At 22.4% G+C, this 24,032-nt stretch carries 19 protein-coding genes and 2 tRNA genes; 2 read left to right on the top strand and 19 right to left on the bottom strand.

Annotated elements, in window-relative coordinates; genetic code table 4:
- Positions 1 to 193 precede the first annotated feature (193 nt).
- Together ACXX85_RS00005 and ACXX85_RS00010 are read right to left on the bottom strand one after the other, a co-directional pair.
- Positions 194 to 1,564, bottom strand: a complete 1,371-nt coding sequence (locus tag ACXX85_RS00005; RefSeq protein ID WP_458560316.1) for a dihydrolipoyl dehydrogenase — start codon at positions 1,562 to 1,564, stop codon at positions 194 to 196.
- A gap of 142 nt (positions 1,565 to 1,706) precedes the next feature.
- Positions 1,707 to 2,453, bottom strand: a complete 747-nt coding sequence (locus tag ACXX85_RS00010) for a tyrosine-type recombinase/integrase (RefSeq protein ID WP_436358470.1) — start codon at positions 2,451 to 2,453, stop codon at positions 1,707 to 1,709.
- A gap of 681 nt (positions 2,454 to 3,134) precedes the next feature.
- Between ACXX85_RS00010 and ACXX85_RS00015 the strand changes: the two genes are divergently transcribed.
- A complete protein-coding gene (locus ACXX85_RS00015) occupies positions 3,135 to 4,505 on the top strand; it encodes a transposase (RefSeq protein ID WP_458560317.1) in 1,371 nt (456 codons plus the stop codon).
- Between the two features lie 785 nt (positions 4,506 to 5,290).
- Here ACXX85_RS00015 and ACXX85_RS00020 read toward each other — a convergent pair.
- The 5 genes from ACXX85_RS00020 to ACXX85_RS00040 form a co-directional block, all read right to left on the bottom strand.
- A complete protein-coding gene (locus ACXX85_RS00020; protein ID WP_458560318.1) occupies positions 5,291 to 8,176 on the bottom strand; it encodes a lysylphosphatidylglycerol synthase transmembrane domain-containing protein in 2,886 nt (961 codons plus the stop codon).
- Positions 8,177 to 8,188: 12 nt separating this feature from the next.
- Positions 8,189 to 8,785, bottom strand: coding sequence for an SMC-Scp complex subunit ScpB (gene scpB / locus ACXX85_RS00025; RefSeq protein WP_436358474.1), 597 nt, complete (start codon positions 8,783 to 8,785; stop codon positions 8,189 to 8,191).
- The gene (locus tag ACXX85_RS00030; protein ID WP_458559603.1) at positions 8,775 to 9,605 is read right to left on the bottom strand and encodes a segregation/condensation protein A; all 831 of its coding nucleotides are present in this window, start codon (positions 9,603 to 9,605) and stop codon (positions 8,775 to 8,777) included. The genes scpB and ACXX85_RS00030 overlap by 11 nt, the downstream gene beginning before the upstream one ends.
- The gene (locus ACXX85_RS00035; RefSeq protein ID WP_436358476.1) at positions 9,605 to 10,309 is read right to left on the bottom strand and encodes a lysophospholipid acyltransferase family protein; all 705 of its coding nucleotides are present in this window, start codon (positions 10,307 to 10,309) and stop codon (positions 9,605 to 9,607) included. The genes ACXX85_RS00030 and ACXX85_RS00035 overlap by 1 nt, the downstream gene beginning before the upstream one ends.
- Before the next feature lie 81 nt (positions 10,310 to 10,390).
- Positions 10,391 to 10,687, bottom strand: a complete 297-nt coding sequence (locus tag ACXX85_RS00040; RefSeq protein WP_436358477.1) for a holo-ACP synthase — start codon at positions 10,685 to 10,687, stop codon at positions 10,391 to 10,393.
- Positions 10,688 to 10,789: 102 nt separating this feature from the next.
- Here ACXX85_RS00040 and recU point away from each other — a divergent pair, with 102 nt between their 5' ends.
- Positions 10,790 to 11,278, top strand: a complete 489-nt coding sequence (gene recU, locus ACXX85_RS00045) for a Holliday junction resolvase RecU (RefSeq protein WP_436358478.1) — start codon at positions 10,790 to 10,792, stop codon at positions 11,276 to 11,278.
- Here the strand turns inward: recU and ACXX85_RS00050 are convergent.
- The 12 genes from ACXX85_RS00050 to ACXX85_RS00105 all read right to left on the bottom strand — a co-directional run bounded on the left by ACXX85_RS00050 (position 11,271) and on the right by ACXX85_RS00105 (position 24,019).
- Complete coding sequence (locus tag ACXX85_RS00050; protein WP_436358479.1) at positions 11,271 to 11,555, bottom strand: HU family DNA-binding protein; 285 nt, start codon at positions 11,553 to 11,555, stop codon at positions 11,271 to 11,273. The two genes, recU and ACXX85_RS00050, sit on opposite strands and share 8 nt — an antisense overlap.
- Entirely contained in the window at positions 11,555 to 12,862 is a 1,308-nt protein-coding gene (gene der, locus ACXX85_RS00055) for a ribosome biogenesis GTPase Der (protein ID WP_436358480.1), read from the bottom strand. The genes ACXX85_RS00050 and der overlap by 1 nt, the downstream gene beginning before the upstream one ends.
- Complete coding sequence (gene cmk, locus ACXX85_RS00060; RefSeq protein WP_458559601.1) at positions 12,855 to 13,961, bottom strand: (d)CMP kinase; 1,107 nt, start codon at positions 13,959 to 13,961, stop codon at positions 12,855 to 12,857. Before cmk ends, der begins: the two co-directional genes overlap by 8 nt.
- 39 nt (positions 13,962 to 14,000) lie before the next feature.
- Complete coding sequence (locus tag ACXX85_RS00065) at positions 14,001 to 14,888, bottom strand: DnaA ATPase domain-containing protein (protein WP_436358482.1); 888 nt, start codon at positions 14,886 to 14,888, stop codon at positions 14,001 to 14,003.
- An 18-nt stretch (positions 14,889 to 14,906) separates the two neighbouring features.
- On the bottom strand, positions 14,907 to 15,827 hold the full coding sequence (locus ACXX85_RS00070; protein ID WP_458560319.1) for a DnaD domain protein: 921 nt from the start codon (positions 15,825 to 15,827) through the stop codon (positions 14,907 to 14,909).
- A 46-nt stretch (positions 15,828 to 15,873) separates the two neighbouring features.
- Positions 15,874 to 16,422, bottom strand: coding sequence for a dephospho-CoA kinase (gene coaE / locus ACXX85_RS00075; protein ID WP_458560320.1), 549 nt, complete (start codon positions 16,420 to 16,422; stop codon positions 15,874 to 15,876).
- Between the two features lies 1 nt (position 16,423).
- Positions 16,424 to 17,287 (bottom strand): 5'-3' exonuclease, encoded by an 864-nt coding sequence (locus tag ACXX85_RS00080; RefSeq protein WP_436358485.1) that lies wholly within the window; start codon positions 17,285 to 17,287, stop codon positions 16,424 to 16,426.
- Positions 17,280 to 20,207 (bottom strand): DNA polymerase III subunit alpha, encoded by a 2,928-nt coding sequence (gene dnaE, locus ACXX85_RS00085; protein WP_458560321.1) that lies wholly within the window; start codon positions 20,205 to 20,207, stop codon positions 17,280 to 17,282. The genes ACXX85_RS00080 and dnaE overlap by 8 nt, the downstream gene beginning before the upstream one ends.
- An 82-nt stretch (positions 20,208 to 20,289) precedes the next feature.
- Positions 20,290 to 20,366, bottom strand: a tRNA-Arg gene (locus ACXX85_RS00090).
- A gap of 4 nt (positions 20,367 to 20,370) precedes the next feature.
- Positions 20,371 to 20,445 (bottom strand) — tRNA-Cys (locus ACXX85_RS00095).
- A gap of 92 nt (positions 20,446 to 20,537) precedes the next feature.
- Complete coding sequence (locus ACXX85_RS00100) at positions 20,538 to 21,635, bottom strand: hypothetical protein (RefSeq protein WP_458559613.1); 1,098 nt, start codon at positions 21,633 to 21,635, stop codon at positions 20,538 to 20,540.
- On the bottom strand, positions 21,635 to 24,019 hold the full coding sequence (locus ACXX85_RS00105) for a hypothetical protein (RefSeq protein WP_458560322.1): 2,385 nt from the start codon (positions 24,017 to 24,019) through the stop codon (positions 21,635 to 21,637). The genes ACXX85_RS00100 and ACXX85_RS00105 overlap by 1 nt, the downstream gene beginning before the upstream one ends.
- Positions 24,020 to 24,032: the final 13 nt, after the last annotated feature.

A 24,032-nucleotide genomic window follows, 5' to 3' on the forward strand; every position in this document is an offset into this window, starting at 1 on the left:
AAAGAGGACATTTTGATTAGTAAATACCCCGGGACATTTTGATTAATAATTTGCATAAAGCATAATTATAAAAACAATTTTGTGTTATAATTATATTATCATTAGTAGAGCTGCTATTAGCAGTTTCCATTGTTCCGGCACTGGAAATAAGAAAAACTCACATTTAGTGAGTTTTTTGAATGCCTTGATTTAATTATTTTTTAAAAGTAAAGTTTCTTGCTGCATAATAAACAGCTTCTGCAATTGTTGGGTGTGTATATGATTTAGTTTGTAATTCAGTAAATGTTCAATCGTTTTGGATGGCATGAGCTATTTCGTTAATTAAAATATGTGCCCCTTCTAAAAACATAAAGCTTCCTAAAATTTTATTTGTTTTTTTATCAATTAAAAATTTAACAAAACCGTATTTTTTATCTAAACCATCAGCATGTACTCTTGGTAATGCAGCAGCAGGTAATACTAATGATGCATATTCTACATTAGAATTAATTAGTTGTTGTTCGCTTGAACCCACTCCTGCAAATTCAGGATTTAAATAAACAGATCAAGGAATAAATTTAGGATTTACTACCTCGTTATGTTTTTTATTTAATAATTCTTTTGCAACAATATCTCCTGTTTTATAAGCGGTTGTTGAAAGAAGTAAAATACCTGTTACATCTCCAATTGCATAGACATTTTTTACACTTGTTTCCATTTTGTCATTTACTTTAACAAAACCAGCAGGAGTTAATTCAACATTAAGTTTACTAAATGATTCTGTATTAGCAACTCTACCAACTGCCATTAATACTAAATCATCGGAAAATTCCTGTATTTTTGAATCAATTTCTACTAATAAAGTTTTATCTTTTACTTCTAAAAGTTTGACATTTTCATAAATTTTAACACCTTTTTCTAGTAAGTAATTTTTTACATTTTTTTGTAATTCAATGTCAAAATTACCCATAAAACTTCTTGCTTCTAAAATAGTAATTTTAACTCCAAGAGTTGAATAAAAATAAGCAAATTCTAAAGAAATTGGACCTGAACCAACTATTGTCATTGATTCTGGTAATTTTTCCAATGTTAGTGCTTTATCTGAATCAATTAAAAATCCTTCTTGGTAACCTTGTTCAAAACCTTTGAGGTTTAATTTTCTACTAGAAGAACCAGTAGCTAAAACTAATTTATCAAATTCAATAGTTTCACTAGTTAGTTTAATAGTTTTATTACTTAAAACTTCACCATATTCTTTAAAAATGGTTACATTACTAGAAACTAATAATTTTTCAATATTAACATTTAGTAATTCTTTATTATCTTTTCTTCTTTTTTGAATTTCATTTAAATGAAAGTGTTTTCCATTTAAATGAATACCAAATTCTTTAGCTTTTTTTACAGTTTCATAAACTTTTGCAGATTTAATTAAAGTTTTGGTAGAAATACATCCTCTATTAACGCAAGTTCCACCTAAGTCGCTTTTTTCAATTAAAGCGACATTTTTTCCATTTGTAGCTAAAATGTTAGCAAGGCTATATCCACCTGGACCACCACCTAAAACTACTACATCAAATTTTTTCATTTTTTCTCCTTTTTTATAATTTTTTATAAATATATTTTATAGTTTTATTATATAGCAGTTTTATTTAAAAAACTTAGAAAATAATAAAACAAATGAAAAAATTGCATTTTTTTGCATTTTTTTCATTCAGGAAAACAAATTTTTATTCTTCATAAAAGATTTTATTGTACATATCTTGATTTTCCCTTTCAGAAAAATGCAAGTATTTAAAAGTGGTTGTAATTTTAATATGCCCCATTAACATTTGTACCATTTTAGGATTTGCATCATTTTTTAAAAGAAAACTAGCAAAAGATCTTCTTAAACTATGTGGTGAATAAATTTTTCCTAAAATTTTCTTGATTTGCTTAGCCACTGTATTTGGCTTGGCATTTTTATATTTATCTCAATTTTCAAACATTATTTTTAATGTTTCATATTTATAAAACAATTGTCTTTCACGATTACCTTTTCCTATAGTATATAGTCTGCCATCTCTAATATTTAAATGCTTTAATTCTCCAATTCTTATTCCTGTTTCAAATAAAAAACGAATTATTGTTTTATAAAAAATTTCTGTTTTCCGTTTAGTTTTAATTGTTGTTTTTTCATAAAGTTCTTCTTTTGTTATTATCGCTCTAAAGTAGAGCGGGATGGGTTTGAGTTTGATTTTGCTTAATTTTTCTAATTTTTCTTCATCCTTTGTATACTTTAAAAAACTATGATAAATATCTTTTAAAGTATGCTGGTATCCACCACCTTTTTTATCATCAATAATAATTTCAATTACTTTTTTAAATTCTTTATTATCAACATCTAAAACATCTCCTAGTATATATTCGTATTGTCTAATTGTATTTTTAGACAAATTAATTTCTGTACAATATTCTAAAAAATCTCTAACTTTCATCTTTCTCCTTATTTATAAAATTTAAAAATACACAAACAAATTTAATTTCATTTTATTTTTGACTTAAAAACTTAACAAAAAATATATAAGTTATAAAATTCAATTTTATTAAATAAAAATTAAATTCTCAAATAGTTCTTTTTTAAATCCGTAATTTTGCACTATTAATGATATATAATTTTTGTTTTCACATTTTTATAAACATTTGTAGAAAAAGTGTTATAATAATATTGTAAACATAGTTCATTACACTTAATTATCTAAATTTAGATAATGAAAACCCCATTGCGCTACAATGAGGTTTTTTTATTATTTTTTGAGGTAATGAACTTTAACAAATTTATAATTTTAGAATTTGATAATAAATACTAAAATTATGATTAAAATTAAGGTTATCATTTTCTCTATGAATAATATAAAACATAGTTCACCACCCCTTTCTGTGACAAAAAACTTAGTCACATTTTAATATTACCACAGAATTTATTTTATTACAAAAATACGGAAAAAATTGGGATTTTTGGTTTATTTTTCCTAAAATTTTTGTGTCATTTTAAGATTAAAACTTTTAACAATCAATGAAAGAATGATAAAATTTTTTACATCGTTAAAAACCAACTTTTGAATTTTATTAATAATTTATTTATAAACAAAAATTATGATTAATATATAATTAATACTATGAAATTAATGCTATATAACTCAACTGGACCAAAAAAGGCAACTTATAAAAATATTGGATATTGACAAGTTAATGGAAAAACCAGAAAAAATGTTAAACTTTTAGGACTAGGAAACGTCATTCAATTAAAAAAGAAAAATGAAAATTTCGAAGCTATAATTAAAGAGGTTATCAAACAATACGATGAAAAAGTTAATTTAGTTTTTTTAAAATCAGAAATAGACAGAGCATTAGAAAACCGAGTTACGTATTGAGATATCTTATATTATGGTTCTGAATTTATAAAAGAATATATTGAAGATATAAAATTATTAAATCAAATTACTTTTGACCAAAATAAAGAAATGAAAGAAGTAATTTCTTATCAAATAGCCAACAAAATAATAAATCCTAAAAGAATAATTGAAGAATTCTATATTAAAAACATAACAACTTTAAATCCAGATTATTCCAAAAGTAATTTCCATCAAGCTTTAAGTATTTTATTTAAAAATAAGTCTAAAATTTTAGATTTTATTTTCAAAAATAAAATCAACAAAGAAAACAACTTATTATTTTTTGATTCAAAAACTATTTATTTAGAAAATATTATAAAGGACAATTTACAAGACTTTAGTTTTTTTGAATATTATGAATTTTATGATGATCAAGTTGTTTTATCTACGATTTACAATGATCAAGGAATACCTATTTTTTATAAAACATTTGCTAAAAATACAGAATATGTTGAAACCTTAATTCCATTATTTGAAGAATTAAAAGAAAGAATTTCTATCAATAAACTAACAATAATAATTAATAAAGAAATGAGTTCTACTGAAAATATACAATTTCTTGAATCTAACAATATAGATTTTATAATTCCATATAAAACAAAAACTGCTTCTAAAAAAGAAAATAACAATATCAAAACCAATGATTCTTTTAAATCTAAAAAAATAAAAACTTTTTCTGTTTATAAAACTTCTTTATTAGAAGTAGAATTAGATTTCTATTGAAATCAAGAAAAAATCCAAGAAATATTCAAAACTTTAAAAAGCAATGATGAAACTGGTTCAATGTTGGTGTATAATCAAAACCACATTGAAGAAAGTGCGTTTTTTTCCTTTATTTCCCTTTATGTTTTCAAAAATTTATTAAGCGAAATAAAAGATTATTATAAGGAATTAGGAAGTTCAGAAAAAATTACTGATAAATCATTAATAAACATTTTAAATAGTTTAGAATATATTGTAGAAAAAGATACAAACACAAAAGAAATTATTAGAAAATTTAAAAAAGAAGGAGAATTTTCTAATAATGCATGAAAAATTTTTGAAGAATTTGAAAACTATATAAAAACCAAAAAATCTAAAATCAATAAAAACTAGTTTAATTTATAATTTTTATAAAAAATCGTGACAAATTATTTCTGTTCTAATAAAAAATTTACAATTTACAAAACATTTGTAGAAAAAGTGTTATAATAATAATGAATAATGGATTCATCACATTTAATTATCTAGATTTAGATAATGAAAAACCCCATTGACGCACAATGAGGTTTTTTTATTATTTTTTTTGAGGTGATGAACTTTAACAAATTTATAATTTTAGAATTTAATTATAAAAACTAAAATTATAACTAAAATTAGAGTTAACACCTTATCTATAAATAATGAAATAATGGATTCATCACCCCTTTCTGTGACAAAAAACTTAGTCACATTTTAATATTACCACAAAATTTATTTTGTTACGAAAATACGGAAAAAATTGGGATTTTTGGTTTGTTTTTCCTAAAATTTTTGTGTCATTTTAAGATTAACACATTTAAAAATTCTATGAAAAAATAATAGAGTTTTTTACATTAGTAAATGCCCTGGGACATTTTGATTAATAATTTGCAAAATTTACATAATCACCTTTAGAAAAAGTGTTATAATAATATTGTAAAGAGATTTCTCATTACACTATAGTTATATAATTTTACAGAATTTATAACTTAAGAATTTAATAATAAAAACTAAAATTATAACTAAAATTAAAGTTAACATCTTATTAATGAATATTTAAATAAATAGTTCATTACACTTAATTATCTAAATTTAGATAATGAAAACCCCATTGCTCCACAATGAGGTTTTTTTATTATTTTTGATTATTTTCTCTTTATTTAATGAAAAAATATAATAGATAAAATGGATATTGAAAAAACTATTCAAATAATTAAAGCATTTTTAAAATAAATTGTTTTTGTTTTTTTGTAGTTTTTAGATAAATTAGAATCAATACTAATAAGTGATTCAATGTTTTTGTATTTATCTACTCTTTTTTCTCCTAAATAAAGTGTTAATAACATTAATCCAGATAAAATATTAGGTACTAATCAGTAGAAAATTTTAAGTGAAAAACTAAATATTTTAAGATTGTTTTCTAAATCAACAACATTTTTGTCAACAAAAATATTTTTAAAAATTACTAATAATAATCAATCAGATGTCCCTATTCCACCAGGTGTTGGAGAAAGGTTATTTGCTGTATTTACAAGAGCACTTCCTGCTAAAAAATTTAAGAATCAATACATAAATTGACCTGGTGCATTATATACTTCAAGTATTTTAGGTTGAATCATTAAAGCAATAAAAATAGCACCATTTAATATGAAATTTAAAATTTTATATAAAAATATACACTCTAAAAATAATTTAATATCTTTAAAGACATTTTTAATATTGTTTTTAAATTCAGAGAATTTATTTTCTAAAACTATTTTTTTTCTATCTAAATTACTAAAATAATATAAAGGATGAAGTTTATGAAAGAAAATGATAACTCTTATAATAAAGTGTTGAACTGGTTTAACAACTGAAATTAGTAGAATAATAAAAAACAGAACAATATTTAATAATATTCCTAAAATTAAAGAAATAAAAGTTATTATTTTTTTAGCATCTATATCAACTAAAAGAGTATCTCTATATAAATAAAAACCTAATGGAATAAAAATAAAAGAAGTTATTAAAATAGATATTTGTTGAAATAGTGATGATAAAGCAAATGCAGAAGCTAAATGTGATTTATTATACCCTTTTTTCTGTAAATATCAATATGAAGATAAATCACCACCAAAAGCAAAAGGAGTAATATTTTGAACAATAGTTCCTATAAAAATTGCTAAATATAAATGTTTGAACTTAACTTTAGTTCCTTGTTTTTTAAGTATTCTATAGAGCATAAACGTGCTAAATAGATAATAAAATAAAAAGGATAAACCAATTGCAATACTAAAAAATCTATTTAAATAATTATTTAAAAATATGTTGTAAAAAATAACAAATATTCCTAAAACTCCCTCAGCATCACTTTCTTTAGTTCTATAAATGGTTGAAAATAAAATTACAAAGATCACAAAGATTATTACTAAAAACGAAGCGAACTTAAAAATGTTTTTAATCTTACTATTTATGTTTGTTTCTTTTAATGAAATAGAAAAATCTATAATTTCTTTTTTGATTTCATCTTCTTTTTTAATTATTGAATTGATTTCTTGTTTGTGTATAAAGGTTGAAAAAGTAGAAAATTGTAGTAAATTTTGCACTTTATCAAAATAGAAATTAATAATAAATCCATTTTCTAAAGTTAGTTTTATAGAAATTGTTCTTTTTGAATAAAGATTTTCCTGCTTTTTAAGATCAAACTCTAAAATTTTATATTTAGAAATCATTTTTTCTCTTTTGATTTTTTTAACAAATTTTAAAAAGGAGTTAAAACTCATAGCTATAGTTTTATTAAATCTTGAAACATTAACATCAATTTCTTTTTTTATCTTTGTTAATGAATTGCAAATATCTTTTTTATTGTTTTTAAAATAATCAAAAACTTCTATATTAAATAAAATATCTGCTACATTTTCAAATCCAACTAAATCATTTTTGTTGCTAAAATCGATTTTATAAATTTTAATTCCATCATAAACAAAAACTAAGTTTTTAATCTTATTTTTGTTTTTAAACACAAAATCAGTTAAAGAAATTTCTTTTGGACTTTGTATAATATTAGTAATTCCTTTATCTCTTAAAAGTCTTTGAAAAATAGATAATTTATCATCTAAAATATGAAATTCAACATTATTTAAACCATTATTTTTATCACTAATATACTCAACAGTCAGTAAGTTAATATCATCTTGTGTTAATTCTATATATTTATTATTTAAATTTTTAACAAAGATATTTTTTGTTTGCTTTTGAATATTATTAAAAAATAGAATATCTTTTTTTTCTTTTTTTTCTTTTAATAATGTTTGTTTAATTTCTCTTTTTAAAGGAATTTCTTTACCATTTAAAAAGCCATTAAAATGTTTGATAGAAATATTTTTATATGGTAAAAATACAGATAAATCATCTTTTTTGTCAATAGAAATTAAATACTTATTATCAGAAAAAACGGTTTTGTTACTTTTGATAATTCTTTTATCTAAAAAAACAATACCTTCTTCTCTGTTTTGAACTTTATTAAAAGCTAAAGTATTAAATAATTCTAGTTTATTTAAAAATTGTTCTTCTTTTTTTGTTAAGTTATCTCAAGTTCTTTTTTTGAAAACAATTTTATAAAAATCATTTTCTTTTAAAAATAAAATGGAGTAATCATAACTTTGCTTAAAAATTTCGTTTAATGCAAAATCTTTAGTTAAATTATTTTCTGCATTTAAAACTGTTATTTTATTATTTTGATCACTTGATAAGATTTTAATAAAAATTTCTGCAAAAGCATAATTGATATCATCATGATCAAAATATATGAAAATTTTATGATTCTTATTTGATAACTTTTGAAGCATATTTTTAAATAAAGTAGCCTTTAGAAAAACACTATTTTCATTAATTTCTTCTTCAGAATTGCCTAATTTAGCTACGATTTCGGATGAAATTATATTTGCAGTTTTTAATTCATTTTCGGAAACAAAAAATTCTCCATCAGTTGCTAATGAATCCATTTTTTCTGTATTTTCTTCGTTTATATGATTAATTAAATGCTCGTTATTATTATCTATCGTCATTGTATCCTAAAATTATTTTTCTCTTTGTGAACCGAATAAATCAAAAGCTTCTTCTTCAACTTCCTCTATTTCATCGAATTCTCCAGATGGTTCTACAAATTGATCAAACTCGTGAAATTTTGGTAAATCTTGAAGAGATTTTAATTTAAAATAATCGTAAAATCTATTTGTAATTCCATATAAAGTTGGTTGTCCAACAGTTGGTGAAACACCCACCTCTTCTATTATTCCTTTCATTAATAAGGAAGCAACAATTGCATCTGAAGCAACTCCACGAATGTCACTAATCATCGATCTAGTTACTGGTTGTTTGTAAGCAACAATTGCTGCAGTTTCAATAGCTGCATTTGATAATTTGTGTCTTCTTGTAATTGTTACTAAATCAGAAATATATTCTTTAAATTCTTCTCTTGTAGCAAATTTAAAAACATCATTAAATTCAACTACAAAGATTCCACGTTCAAGTCTGTTAAAGTTATCTGCAAATCTTTTTAGCAAACTTCTTGCTTCATTAACTGTGTTTAACTTTAGAACTTGTTGTAATTGTTCAGAAGAAATCCCTTCTTCTCCTTGCATATAAATTAAAGCTTCAATTATTTTATTTTTCATAGTTTGGTCCTTTTTCTATTATTATTGTAGCAAATTGTTCTTCTTGTGTTAAGATAATTTCTTCTTTTCTACTCATATCTAATAATGCTATTAAAGTAATTACAAAGTGTTTTATGGAAGGTACTGAAAAGATCATTTCAAAAGTAACTTTTCCGTGTTTTGCAAATAACTCTCTTATCATTTTCATTTGATCGCCAGGAGTAACACTAACACTATCGATTTTAATTTGTCTTAATTTTTCAGCATGTAATCTTTCAAACATTAAAGTTAAAATTTGCGTTAATTTAGTTTTTGAAGAATTTCCATCCACTTGTGTTCTGTCAATAGGTCTAACAAATTCTTCCAAATCATTTGCTTTTTTAATAAAAATGTGAGATCTTTTTTCTTCTTGCTCTCTTAAAAGTTGAAAAATTGGTTTAAATTGTTGGTATTCAGCAAGTAATCTTAATAATTTTTCTTTATCTTCTTCAATTTCTTGTTTTATAACTTCATCTTTTTCTGCTAAAAGCATTTTTGCTTTTATTTGAATCAAAGTTGCTGCCATAACAAGATAATCAGTCGCTATTTCAAAGTGAGTATCCTTAATTCTATCAATAACTCTTAAATAGTCAGTAGCAAGTTCTGCTAAGTTTATTTCAAAAATATCTAAATTTTTCTCTTTTACTAAAGATAATAATAAATCTAATGGTCCACTAAAATTTTCAATATTTATATCAGCATCATTATTTTTTTCTGCTTCGATTTCTTTTTCAAGATTTTCTTCTATTTTATCTATATTTTCTTTAATTTTGTCTTTTAATTCATTCTCTAATTTTTCCATTATTTATCCTTTTTACTTCTTTTTTCTGGATCGCTAACAATATATTTACTTTCTATTATGTTTTTTACTCTTGCAGCTATTGCTTCATTTGATTGAGAACTAAAACTTAGTGGTTTTATTAAATTATGAAATATAACTTCTACCTTTAATTTTCCTTTTCTTTTGGAATCAAACATTAGTCCACTATAATTAATAGTTATAGGTAAAATTGGTAAAAACATTTTTTTAGCTATTTTAAAAGCTCCTGCTTTAAAATCTTGCATTTTACCATCTTTGCTTCTGGTTCCTTCTGGGAAAATTATTCCTATAGTTTTATTGGTTTTAACAAAATTTCCGAAATCATCTAAAGTTTTAAATGATTCTTTGATTTTAGAACGGTCAATAAAAAATGTATCAATTAAATTTAAAATACTTCTAGAAACTCAATTTTTAGTGAGTTCTTTTTTAGCAAGAAAGGTTAATATTCTTCTTGGATCTGTTTTTAACTCAATATCGGATTGCAAAGCACTAAATAAAATAAAAGAATCTCCATTAGACAAGTGGTTAGCAACAGCAATAAAATTTTTATTAGTTAAATTTTCTTTGCCCTTTACTTCAATTTCAACATTGTATAATTTTAAAATTTTTTCTGCATATTTTAAAATTAAATCGTTTCTAAATTGTGGTTTTAATTCAATTTTTCCTTTTTTATATTTTTTTGCCATTCTCCTAATTTTATTAAATCTATATAATCAAATAGGAGAAAACAGAATTTTTTTAAATTTTATATTCATAATAATATTCCTTTATTCTTTTTTAATTGCTACTGCAATAACTGTATCTTCATCATTTGAGGTTGATATTTCAAAATTTTGAAATTTATACTTTTTGTTTTCTTTATAAATATCAATTTGCTTAAAATTAAAATATTTATTATCTGCTTTAAAAATTGCTTCTTTAATTGCTCACCTTGTAGCTAAAAATTTTTCTTTATTTTCTGTTTTTATAAAAGAATTTCATTCATTTTCTGACAAAATTCTTTTTATAAAATTTTCTTTTTTTCCTTTAAATCTGGAAATTGAAATTATATCTACCCCAATCATATTTATAATTATACTTTTTTTTCGAAAAATAGGAAAAATATTGTATTTTTCTCATTTTTGTATTTTTTCTTACAAAAGTAGTAAAAAAAGGAAATAATAAGTATGCAAAACACTAAAAACAGAGGAATGATCTTAGAAAAAATAATTAATAATACTATTAAATTTTATTTAGAAAATAATATTGCAATTTTTCACAAAAAGAATTTAGATATTTCTTTTAAAAAAGTATCAAATAACAATGAGTTAGAAAATGCAATTATTTCTAAAAAAAGTACTGTTGATTATTATGGTATTTATAAAGGTTTTTTTATTTGTTTTGAAGCTAAAAGCACAAATGAAAATTACTTACCTAAACAAAACATAAAAGATCATCAATTAAAATATTTAAAAAACATTAATGCACATGGCGGTATTAGTTTCTTTATAATATTATTTAAACACTTAGAAAGATTTTTCCTTATTTCAGCAAATAAAATTGATCTAAATAGTGAACAATCAATAAATATTGATTTTTTATCAAAAGAAGGGATTGAAATAGATTTAATGTATCCAGGAATTATTGATTTTGCACCATTTATCGAATCTATTTAATATTATTTGATATAGATTCTTTAAAATGTTTTGCTGGTTTAAACTTTGGAATTTTTTTAGGTTCAACAATATATTTTTCTTTGGTTTTTCAATAAATTGTTTCTCTTGCTTTTTGAGTTGTTATACAAAAAGTTCCAAATTTTGGAATCAAAATTTCTTCTTCTTCATTTAATTTATCCATAACTAAATTAATAAAAGAGTCTAAAAATAAATCACAATGTCTTATGTTTAATTTAGTTCTTTGTGAAAGTTCAACTAAAATTTCTTTTCTTTTCATTATTTATTCTCACCTTTGTTTTTTAAAATTAATTTAATTGGTGTTCCTTTAAAATTAAAATACTGTCTAAGTTGATTCTCAATATATCTTAAATAAGTAAAATGTGCATAATCTTTGTTATTAACAAAAAGTAAAAAAGTTGGAATAGGTCCTTCTACTTGTTTTATAAAGGAAATTTCCAGTCTTTTTCCTTTTAATGATGGAGCAGGTTGACTTATTTGAATTTCCATTAACACTTCATTTAAAAGACTTGCTTGAATTTTTCTTTGTAAATTTTCTTTTACATGAAGAATTTCTTCTTTTAATTTTTCTAATCTATTCTTGTATAAAGCAGAAATAAATACAACAGAAGCTCAATCTAAAAATTTATAATTTTTTCTAAGTTTTTTTTCAAAATTTACCATAGTATTTGTTTCTTTTTCAACCAAATCCCATTTATTTACAACAATAATTATTGGTTTATTTTCTTCAAATGCATAACCAGCAAGTCTTGAATCAAAATGACTTAATTCTTGTGTTGCATCAATTATAATTAAAGATAAATTGCTTTCTGATAAGGAATTCATAGCTCTCATTAAGGCGTAATGATCAACCGATTCAACTAATTTAGATTTTCTTGTTATTCCAGCTGTATCAATAATTTCAAATTCTTGATTATCAATAGTTAAAAAAGAAGATATAGAATCCCTTGTAGTACCAGCTATCGGAGAAACAATAGATCTATTTTCATTAAGAAGAGAATTTAGCAATGATGATTTACCAGCATTTGGTTTACCTATTATTGAAAGTTTAAATTTATCCGATTTTTCTGTATTTTCGAAATTTAAATGAGCAACTACTTCATCTAATAAATCTCCTATACCTTCACTATGCATAGCTGAAAGTGGAAAATATTTTTCAAAACCAAGTTTATAAATTGAATAATCAAATTCTTTGTTTCCTTCTAATTTATTACATGCAACAAGGATTTTTTTTCCACTTTTTCTAAGTAAATTTACTACGAAAAAATCGTCTTTATCTACTTCATTTCTTCCATCAAGCATCAAAATAATTAAATCAGCTTCTTCAATAGCTATTTGTGCTTGAATTCTTATTTGCTCTTGAAAAATTCTTTCTTCAACTTCTATTCCACCTGTGTCTATTATTTTAAATTTCTTTCCTGTTCATTCAACTTCTTCATAAAGTCTATCTCTAGTTACACCAGGTTGATCATGAACTATTGATACACGTTTTCCTATTAATTTGTTAAAAAAAGTTGATTTACCAACATTAGGTTTTCCTACAATTGCAACTATGTTCTTACTCATTTTTCATCCTTTGCTCAACTAATTTTGAAATTTCTTCCACTACTTCTTCAAGAGTCAATTTAGAAGAATCAATTAAAATAGCATCTTCTGTTTTGTGTAAAGGATCATTTTCTCTATTCATATCTTGAAAATCACGATCTTCAATCTCTTTTTTGAGTTTTTCAAAATCTGTTTCAAATCCCATTTCTTTATTTTGTTTCATTCTTCTTAATGCTCGAACTTCTGCAGAAGCTCATAAAAATATTTTTAACTCAGCATTAGGTAAAATAACAAATGTTGTATCTCTTCCATCCATTATTACCCCTTTTTCCTTACTTGAATAATCTTGTAAAAATTTTACTATTTGCTTTCTTATTTCTTTATATCTGGCAATATTACTTGCTCCTCATGAAATAACATCTTGTCTTAAATCATTAGAATTAATTAGCTTATTTTCTAAATATAAATTACCTTTCTGATCTAAATGCAATTTGTCTATATTTCAATTTTCTAATACAAATTTTTCATTTGATATTTGAGAAAAATTATTTTCTCCTAATTTATTTAAAAAATACAAAGAAATTGCTCTATAAAATGATCCAGAATTAATAAATTTTAAGTCATATTTTTTAGCAAGGAGTTCAGAAACACTGGATTTACCAACTCCTGAAGGTCCATCGATAGCTATATTTATTTTTTTCATTTCTATCCTTTCATTTTCGATATTAATTGACTCAACATGTTGAATCTCTTCATCAAAAATATGTGAATCTATATTTATGTTTTCTACAAATGTAATTCTTTCCTTTTTTTCATTTAAAAAAGCATTTAACTCATTTATTTTATTATTTAAAAAATTAAAATTTAAACTTATATTTTTGTCATCTTCTAAATTACTATTTGCTTTTTTTTCTCTATCTAAATTTTCTAAAATTAAAAAATCATCTATTTTTAATGTGCTTTTTTTATTAAAATTTTCTACTATTTTTTTAATTTTATAATAATTTTTCTTAAGTTTTACATCTTTTTCTAAAAGAGCAAAATAAAAAAAAGAGTATCCATTAATAGAATCTCTATATTTTTTTCATTTTTGTCTTCTATTTTCTTTATTTTCATTCATAATTTTAATTAAATTATAAATGAAAATAAGAATATTTTTTTATTTATTTCTTAAATTTTTTCCAAAAATTTTATACTCTTCAGTAAGTCCTTTAATTCTTTCTATAAATCTTGTAACTTTAAATTCTTCATCTTCTTTTTTGTTGTTGTCCACAAAAGAATCTAAATAAATTTTTTTGAGTTCCAATAAAGAATAATTAGAACTAAAAAAAGTTATTTTTGAATTTTCTAAACGATAATTTAAAATTTCGTATAAAACTGAATCTCTGAATCACATTGATTTTTTTTCTAAACCAAAATCATCTAAAAATAATTTATCTACTTTTTTCAATTTTTCTAAAATTTCATTTAAATTTAATGTTTTGGAAGTTATTTTATTATTTAAATAAGTTTGAAAAATAGGAATATTTAAAAAAATTATAGAATTATTTTTTTTAGCAAAATGCACTGATGTAGCTTGTAAAAATTTTGTTTTTCCCACTCCCATATCGCCATAAAAATAAAAGCCATGCTCTAAATTTTTATATTTTTCTATGACTTTTAAAAATCTTGAGTTAATTTTTGTATCTTTTTGTTGATTTTGTTTTAAAAGAGTTTTTAAGTCTAAATCAACATCAAAACTAAAAATTTCTGTTAATCAAAAATTTTGTTTATATTTCTCTTTTTTTCTTTTCTCAGATAAAATAAATACTTTTTTCAAAGTTCCTGTTTCAGTTCTTACGATTGAAACTTCAAAATTTTCATTTTTTTCTAAAACTTGAATAAATAAATCTAAATTTTTTTCAATTTCTTGATCCAAAATTGAATATTGTTCAATTATTTCAGATGTTTTACTATTTCTTTTTATTTCTTGAATTATTAGTTGTTTCTTTTTATCAATTATTTCTTTTTCTTGTTCACTAGAAAAGATATCTAAATTTAATTTCATTTTATACCATTCTCTTTTCTATAAAAAATCTAATATTTTTTCTAATTCATTTTCTGAAACTTCTTTTTCTTTATTTTTAAATGAATTATTAGAACCACTAGTTTCTTCTTCATCTAAATCTAAAATATTAGTTTGGGAACTCTTTTTAAAAGAAAGGGCATCTTCTAACTCATTTTTAATATCCTTTGCTTCAGTTATTTCTTTTTTTAGTAAATCAGATATTATGGTAATAAAATACTTTCTATTTATTTTACCATTAACTTCATAACAAAAACTTAACACTTCATTAATAGATTCTTGACTCATATGAACTAAAAATTTATCAATTTCTTTTACTAAAGAAGGTTTTACAGATTTTTTAGTTAAAAAATTTAAATATCTTTCAGTATTAAAAGTTTCTTTAGCAGTTGAATTGTCATTAACCTTAGTTAATTCAATTTCTACTGTATTAGATATTTTTTGTTCATCGATTTTGAAAACTTCTAAAAAGCTTGTACTAATATCTTCATAATCATCTGTATTAGTTAATTTAACTTCAAATTTATTTATTAATTTTTCTAATTTTTTTTGTCCTATTTTTTTCTCTATTTCATTTAAAAATAATTTATTTTTTAAAATAGTCTCAACTTCCAAAGGTTTTTTTAGTAAAAAAATGTATTCATCTAAGTCTTCTGAATAGTAGGTTCTAATTAAACCAACAGCTTCTAAAAATTGTTTGCTTTTTTTGAATTTATCTTCTTTCATATTTAATTCAATAATAAATTCTTCAATTTCAAAAAATAGAGAACTTAAAGATAAGTTTGCTTTAACTTTATTATGTAAAAAACTAAACAAAAATACAGCTTTTGCCCCAATAATAGGTAAGTAAAAATTCTCTATGATTTCCATATCATAATCTGTTATTCTTTTTTCTAATTCTAATTTATATTTGCTTTTCATTTTACTCCCTAAAATTTTGTTTTTTTATTTAAGTGAAATTATTTTATTATAGTATTTTTAAAGTTGTAAAAAAATCTTCAAAAAAGTTTTCTTTTTCTATATCTTCTCACGAAATATTAACAACTTTTTTGCCTATTTTTCCATTATTTAGGAAATTATTTAATTCAGAAATTTTTTTATTCACACCTTTTTTTTTAATATTTTTTTGCCTTTTTTCTTCGGTTGTTTGAATATTTAAAATTTGTGAAAAAAAACGAAGAAAATTTGCGTTTTTCGTAAATAAATTTGGTATTTCAACAAAATCATATTTATACTTGCTTAAATGTTCTTCAAGCACCGGATAAACTAATTGTTCTAATTTATTTATATTGCCTTTGTCATTAAGAATAAAGTTTCTAATTTCTTCTTTATTTACTTCATCATTTTTAATAAAATTTATTCCTAATTTTTCTTTAATTATAGAAACGCAAACTCCGTTTTTTGCATAGCATTCTTTATAAAAATCATCGGTGTATAAAACTTTATAACCGTATTTTTCTATTTTTTTTAAAAAGGTTGTTTTTCCAGAACCATATTTTCCAATAACTGCTATCATCTTAAAAATTGTCTATTTTCTTTTCTAAATTTTTTAATTCTAAATATTCTAAAATATTTGCTAATTCTTTTGTTCTTCTAAATTTAAAAGTTGTACTTTCTATTGTGTGTTTAGTTGTTGCTTGGTCGTTTAATTTTACAATTTCTCTATATAAATAAACATTTTCTTTATCTGCAAGTAATTTTTCTTTTAAAGAATCTGAAACTTCTTCAATTCTTCTATAAATATTGTCAATATTACTAAATTTATTTAATAGTTTTTTAGCAGTTTTTTCTCCTATACCTTCAACACCTTTGATATTATCAGATTGATCGCCAGCAAGTGCTTTAAAATCAATAACTTGTCTTGGATCCATTTCTTCATAAATATAAAAGTTTTTTCTTGTTTTTAGTGTATATTCTTCTCTTCTTTTGTTTAATACTGATACATGGTCATCTACCAATTGCAATAAATCTTTATCTTCTGAAAATACTATAATTTCATTTTCATTTTCTGAAAATCTTTTTGCTAAGGTAGCAATTAAATCATCTGCTTCAAAAGTTGGAATGTTTTCAAAAACTATATTCATTTCAGTTAATATTTTTTTAATTCAATCAAATTGAATTCAAAGTTCTTCTGGTGCTTGTTTTCTGCCATCTTTATAATCAGCAAGCATTTCGTGTCTTTTTGTTTTTTGAGCAGAATCAAAAGCTAGATATAAACAATCTGGATCAATGTAATCAATTACATTTAATAAAGTGTAAAAGAAAGCGTTGATTGCTGATGTTGGAACACCATCTTTATTATTTAAATTGTTGTAAATTGTTCCATAAAATGACTTAAAAAGTAGTAAATTGGCATCCACTAATAATATTTTTTTATTCATATAACTCCTTTATAATAGATGAAATTTTAAAATCATCATTTTCTTTTTTTAGTATTTCAAATTCATAATAATGATTAATTTTTAGTTCTTTAATTTTTTCTCATTCTCTTCAAAAAATTAATATTTCAATTATTTTTGAACTATCTTTAAGAGTAATTTTACCCATTTCATTATTGTTTTTATCATGGAAAGAAGATTTGGAAACTACTTTTAAAGCTAAAATGTGCTTAGTTCCTTTGTGGATATCTGCAAGTTTGATTTTTCCTTCAAATTTACTTGCTTTTTCCTTTGTAAAAGTCATTCCAAGATAAGACAACTCTTTATTTTGAATTAATTCTATTTTAGCATTATCTAGTTCTATTTTTATATCATTTTGTAAAAATTCATTTTTTGTTTTTTCATAAATTTCTTCATTTAAAGAAAAATCATCACCTTGTTTTTCTACGATTATATCTATATATAAAGAAATTTGGTTATATTTTTCTTCAAGTTCAAAGATATTTCCAAATTCTCTTAAAGTATTTGAAAAAATTAAAGTTTTGATAATTGAATCAGTAATTTTATTCATTTTCATTTTTAAACAAAAATCAAAAAATGAAGTGAATTGACCTTTAGATCTTATTTCAATAATTTTTTGTGTTGCAATAATACCAAGACCTTTAATCATAATAAAAGGTAAAATTAATTTATTTTCAACTATAACACAACTATTTAAAGAACTATTTATTTCTGGAGATTCGATTTCAAATTTTAAATTTTGAGCTTCTAAAACATATTTTTTAATTGTTTCATGAGAACCACTTGCATTATTAATTAAAGCAGCATAAAAATATTGAGTATATTTACTTTTTAAATATGCCATTTTATATGCTAAAACAGCATAAGCTACTGCATGAGCTTTGTTAAACCCATATTCTGCAAATTTTTCTATTTGAGAAAAAACTTTTTCAACAGTTTCTAAGGAATAATTATTTGAAATTGCTCCAGAATAAAATTTTTCTTTTAACTCTTCCATATAATGAATATCTTTTTTAGAAATTGCTCTTCTTAAAATGTCTGCATCAGCAAAATCCATTTTAGCAACAGTTTGAGCTATTTGCATAATTTGCTCTTGGTATATGATAATTCCATATGTGCTTTTTAAAATTTGGTCAAAATCATTAGAGATAATTGGAATTTCTTCTAAACCTTTTTTTCTTTTAGCATAAGTATCAATATTTTTTATTGGTCCTGGTCTAAAAAGAGAGATTATAGCAGCAACATCATCAATGGAAGTGACGGAAATTTTTTTCAAAGTTTCTTTCATTCCTGGTGATTCCAGTTGAAAAACACCGTTTGTTTGTGCTTTTGAAAGTAATAAATTAGTATTTAAGTCATATGTTGGAATATTTTCAATTTTGATTTGCAATCCTGTTTTTGCCTTTACAAGTTCAATCACATCTTGAATAACGCTTAAGTTTTTTAAACCTAATAAATCAATTTTTAATAATCCAAATTTTTCAAGATACTCCATAGGAAATTGAGTTTCTAAAAAATTATTATCTGTATATAAAGTTGGAACTACTGTTTCAATTTCTTTGTCACTAATAACAACTCCAGCAGCATGTGTTCCATGTTGTCGTGGAAGTCCTTCTATTTCTTTAGCTATTTCAAAAACTTCTAAATATAAAGGATTTGAGTTAATTTTTGCTTTGAATTTAGGTATTTTTTCATATGCTTGTTTTAATGAAAAATCATTTGGAATTAATTTGGAAATTTCATTAACTTCTGAAACAGAAATTTTTTTAACTCTCGCAACATCTCTAAATGCCATTTTAGCTCCAAGAGTTTGGAAAGTTGTAATTAGTGCTACATTTTTTTTGCCATATTTATTAATTAAATAATGAATTAATTCTTCTCTTCTTGTATCTTGAATATCTATATCTATATCTGGCATTGTTACTCTTTTTGGATTTAAAAATCTTTCAAAATATAAGTCATATTTCAGCGGATTTATTTCTGTTATGTCTAAAATATATGAAATAAGGGATCCTGATACTGAACCTCTTCCTGGTCCAATAAAAATATTCTCTTCTTTTGCTCACTTAATTAAATCTCAAATGATTAAAAAATAATCTGAAAAACCGAGTTCATTAATAATTTCTAACTCTTTTTTTATTCTTGGTAAACTATCAGCAAATTTTTTTAATTCATCACTTTTAGCATTAGCTTTTTCTTTAATAATATCCATTAAATATTCTTTAGAATCTAAATTTTTATCATTTTTAAATTTAGGTAAAGGATTTAGTTGTGTTGGAAAAATTATATTAATATCATCTATAATTTTTTCTATATTTTTATTGTTTTTTTCATTTATTTCATCCTGCTCACACAAAGCAAAGAAATCATTTTTTATTTCTTTATTATTAATTGAAAAAAGTGTAGATAAAACATCTCTATCTTTTTCTAAAAATAGGCGATTTTCCTTTATAAAAACAGTTTTTTCATCATTTATTTCCTTACTATTTTTGTAGAAGTTAACGATATTTGGAACTTCTTTATTTGTTGCATAAAAACCATAATCAAAATGGTCAATAACTATCAAATTTTCATCATCTAAATCAGAAATAAAAATCTCTTTTTTTGCAAAAAATTCAGAACTTAATTTACTTAATTTTAAGTAACCTTTATAATTTTTAGAAAAAATTAAAAATCTATATTTTTCTACATCTAAATCTATTCCAATTATGGGTTTTAAATTATTTTTTTGACACTCATCAATTAATTTTGCTACTCCAAACATATTATTTCTATCACAAATAGATGCATAAGAAAAATTATTTTCTTTAGCAAAATAAATAAGTTTATCTATTGTAATTGTTGATTCCAAAAAAGAATATTCAGTAATATTATGTAATTTATAATTATATTTTATTTTCATTTCCATAATTTAATTATATAGAAAAACAAATAAGAAAAAAGGAAACTTTTTAAAAATTTCCTTTATGGTCAATAAGGTGATTTGGCGCGCCCGAGAGGAGTCGAACCCCTAACCTTTTGGGCCGTAACCAAACACTCTGTCCAGTTGAGCTACGGGCGCAATTTGGAGGCACCAACCGGATTCGAACCGGTAATCAGGGTGTTGCAGACCCATGCCTTGGCCGTTTGGCTATGGTGCCTTGTATAATTACGTATTTAATTATACAACAAATTTATCTATTTAAATGATTTTAGTATTTTCTAAAAATAAAAAAAATCATTTTGAAAAGAATTAGCCTGTTCTTTTTTCATTTTTTCCTTCAGTAGATATAATCTTAAGCGGTCTAGAAAGTATAAAATGAATAGAATCTTTTTTAATATATTCTCTTTTTTCATCTGTTTTTACATCATAATCTTGTATTTTTCTTTCTCTAGAAAAAGTTAAATCATAATCATAAAAATTTTCTGAATCTTGATTTGCAATTGTTTCAACATTTTCTCTTGCATTTAAATCATTTTCAATGTTATATCAGTCATTTAAATAATTTCGAGATGTAAAACCTAAATTTTCTGTTGTAAATACGTTTATTATAGGCAATGAAGAATTAAACTTATCAATTTCTTTTTGTGAAATACCCGGTATGAATTTTTCTATTTTAGGTTTTGGAATAGAAAATCATTTATAATTTTCATTATCTTCGTATTCAGAAAAACCAAAATTAGATAATAAATTTATTTTAGAAAAATAATTATTTTTATATTCTTTAGGTAAATAAAGTTCGTTGTTAAAAGCAAATCTTCCTTCAATATTTACATTTGGAATTGATAATAATTCTTCCATAATAGAATTATCAATCGAAAAAACTTCATTATAATCTTTATCGCTTTGAGAAAAATTAAATTTAAATTTATATTTGCTTTCTTTTACTAAATAAACATCTTTTCCATTCTTATATTTTATTTTTTTGTTTGGCACAAATTTGTCAATAACGTCCTTATAAACTTGAAATTTAAATCTAAAATCAAATAATCACTTATAAAAAAATTCAGTTTTTTCTTGTTTAAAATATATAAAAATATTTTCGTTATTAAATTTTTCTAATTTTACATATTCATAAGTAGGCTTAAATTCTAATAATTTATCAATATTGATTATTTCATAGTAATCTTGATTATTGAAATCAAATTCTTCAAAATCATCAAATACATAATTATCACTTCCCACGTATTTTTCTTTATATTTATTAAAAAGTTCTTCATATTTTTGTTGTCTTGGCGTTTTTGGAAAATTTGGTTCTTTTGATTTTTCTTCATGATTACAACTTACTACCAAATTTACAGAAGCAAAAGCTAGGATTGCTGCACTAGTTAATAATATTTTCTTTTTCATTATTTAGTCCCTTCTATTTTTTTAGCTCTATATTTTATGTAATCTCTTAGATATGACATCATTCCTTCTTGAGAATCAAAGAATAATTCTTGATTATTTAAATCTATGGTTCACAAATTATAATAGTTAGATTTTATTTCAATAGATTTGTTATCTTCTACATAAAATCTTCTTTCTGCTACAGGAAGAATTAATTTTCCAAGAATTAATCTGTAGTTCAATTGGAAAATTTTAGGATCATTAAATTCAAATAATTCTTCTCTAAAAGGTTGCCCTCTAGAAATAAGGGTGCTTTTTAATCCTGGGATATAATATCTTTCTTTTGGTTTCATTCTTTTTAAAAGATATTCTTCTAAATTCGATTCTTCAGTTTGATTAGCTAATTCTGTAATATTGGTATATCTTGAATTATAATTGTAGATTTTTTTCTCTGCATCATCTATTGAAATAAAGTTTTTTAAAATTCCTATTTTGGTATTTTCTAAAAATAAAAATTCTTTGTTTTTTCAAAAGTATTGATTAAAATTTTTTAAAATATTAAGCAATTTTTCATCTTTTTTAGTTTTGTTATTTTCATAATAATCTAATCAAATGTTTCTTAATTGATTTAATCCATTTATAGTTGAATCTGTTTTATTTATGTATTTTATTTTTTGATTATTAAATGGATTTTTTATTAATTTTTGATGATTAATAATTGTATAATCATTTTTTTCAATATTTTCAAATAATGATATATTATTTTGATTTTTATAAACAAATTTATCATTTAAAGAAAAGAATTTGCTTTTCATAAATATTTTATATTTTTTATTATTTATGTCTTTAATACTATTAATTATTTTACTTTTCATTAAAATATTAAAATTATTTATCTTTTCTTTAGTTTTTTTCACTCCAGTTTTAGAAATTAAATTGTTTATATTATAAAATACAGAATCATAATTAGATGTTAAATTATTACGTTTTTCTTCAATACTTTTAATTAATATTTTTTTCATATTTAAATCTAAAACTAAATCATTGTTAAATTCTTTATATTTTTCTTTTAATTGAGAATTATTTTTCAACATTTTCTCTAATGTTGAAATCATTTGCTGTTTTAAAATTTTTACATTTAGATTTTTAATTCTATTTTCAAAAACTCTTTTTAATTTATTTGTATCTAATTTTAAGTTAACTTCTATATTAAAATTATTTCATGCTTGTGCTGAATCATAAGAATCTAAAATACTTACTGGTGCTTTAGAAAAACCAAAATATCTTACAATTGCTTGTTCATCTAGTTTTCATTTGGTTTTTGTTTTTATATTCATATTATTTATTGATAAAAAGTTTTTATCTTTGAGTCTAAGTGTAACATCTCCAACTTTATTTACAAAAAAATTATATTTCTGTTCTAAATCCGTTGTAAAATAATCATTAGAATTTTTCATTGTTTCTAAAACATTTTCTACATTATATTTATCTATATAATTTTGACTAACATTTTTTTCTAAAGTAAGACCATTTTCATCATTTTGAATAATAGATCAATTGCTTTCATTATCATTAATTGAAACTTCAAAACCACTATTTGTTTTGTTTTTATCACCTTTTGTTTCAACTAATTTAAATTGTAGTTTAAAGACTTTTTCGTTTTTCATATCAAATAAATCATCAATAAAATTATTCATAACATTTTCTAAATAATTTTCTAAATCAGTATTGTCTCTATGATAAATATAGTCATTTCCATTTAGTGTAATTCCTTGTTTTTCCTGATTAATTTTTACATTTTCTAAATCATCTTTATGACGTATAATTACATTTTCTTTTGCTAAAATATCTCTCAATTTATCTATATCATCCTGTATAAATGGATTGATTTTTAAATCATATTCTGGTTGATTTACTTCTTTAACTTTAAATTCATAAAACGGATTGTAAGTTAAATTTTCTTTAATTGCTTCAACTATGCTTAACTGCGCTTCTTCTTGAGTATCAAAAGGATTGTTGAAACTATCAAAGTATTTTTTAACTATTCTGTTTTCAGAAATATATGAATCAATTGCAAGTCTTTGATTATCAACGTAATTTCCAAAAATATCTCTGTATGCAGGTTTTATTTTTTCTCGATCATATTTATAAAGTTTTTCTGGTTCAAGAAAAACTTGACCATATTGATTATTTGTATCTTTAAGACCAATTGCACTTGTAAATCTTCTGTTTCCTATTTTTAACAATTCATTTAAAATTTCTTGATGATTTCTAAATGATTTAGGCACACCATTTATTTCTATTACATATAAATGTCCTGTTTCTGAATCACCAAAAGCAGAAACAGAAATCACTGGTAAAGCAACATAAGTTGCTGCTGTTAAACTAAATATTATTTTTTTCATTATTTACTCCTTT

It is taken from the genome of Mycoplasma sp. Z386, from assembly GCF_054343375.1.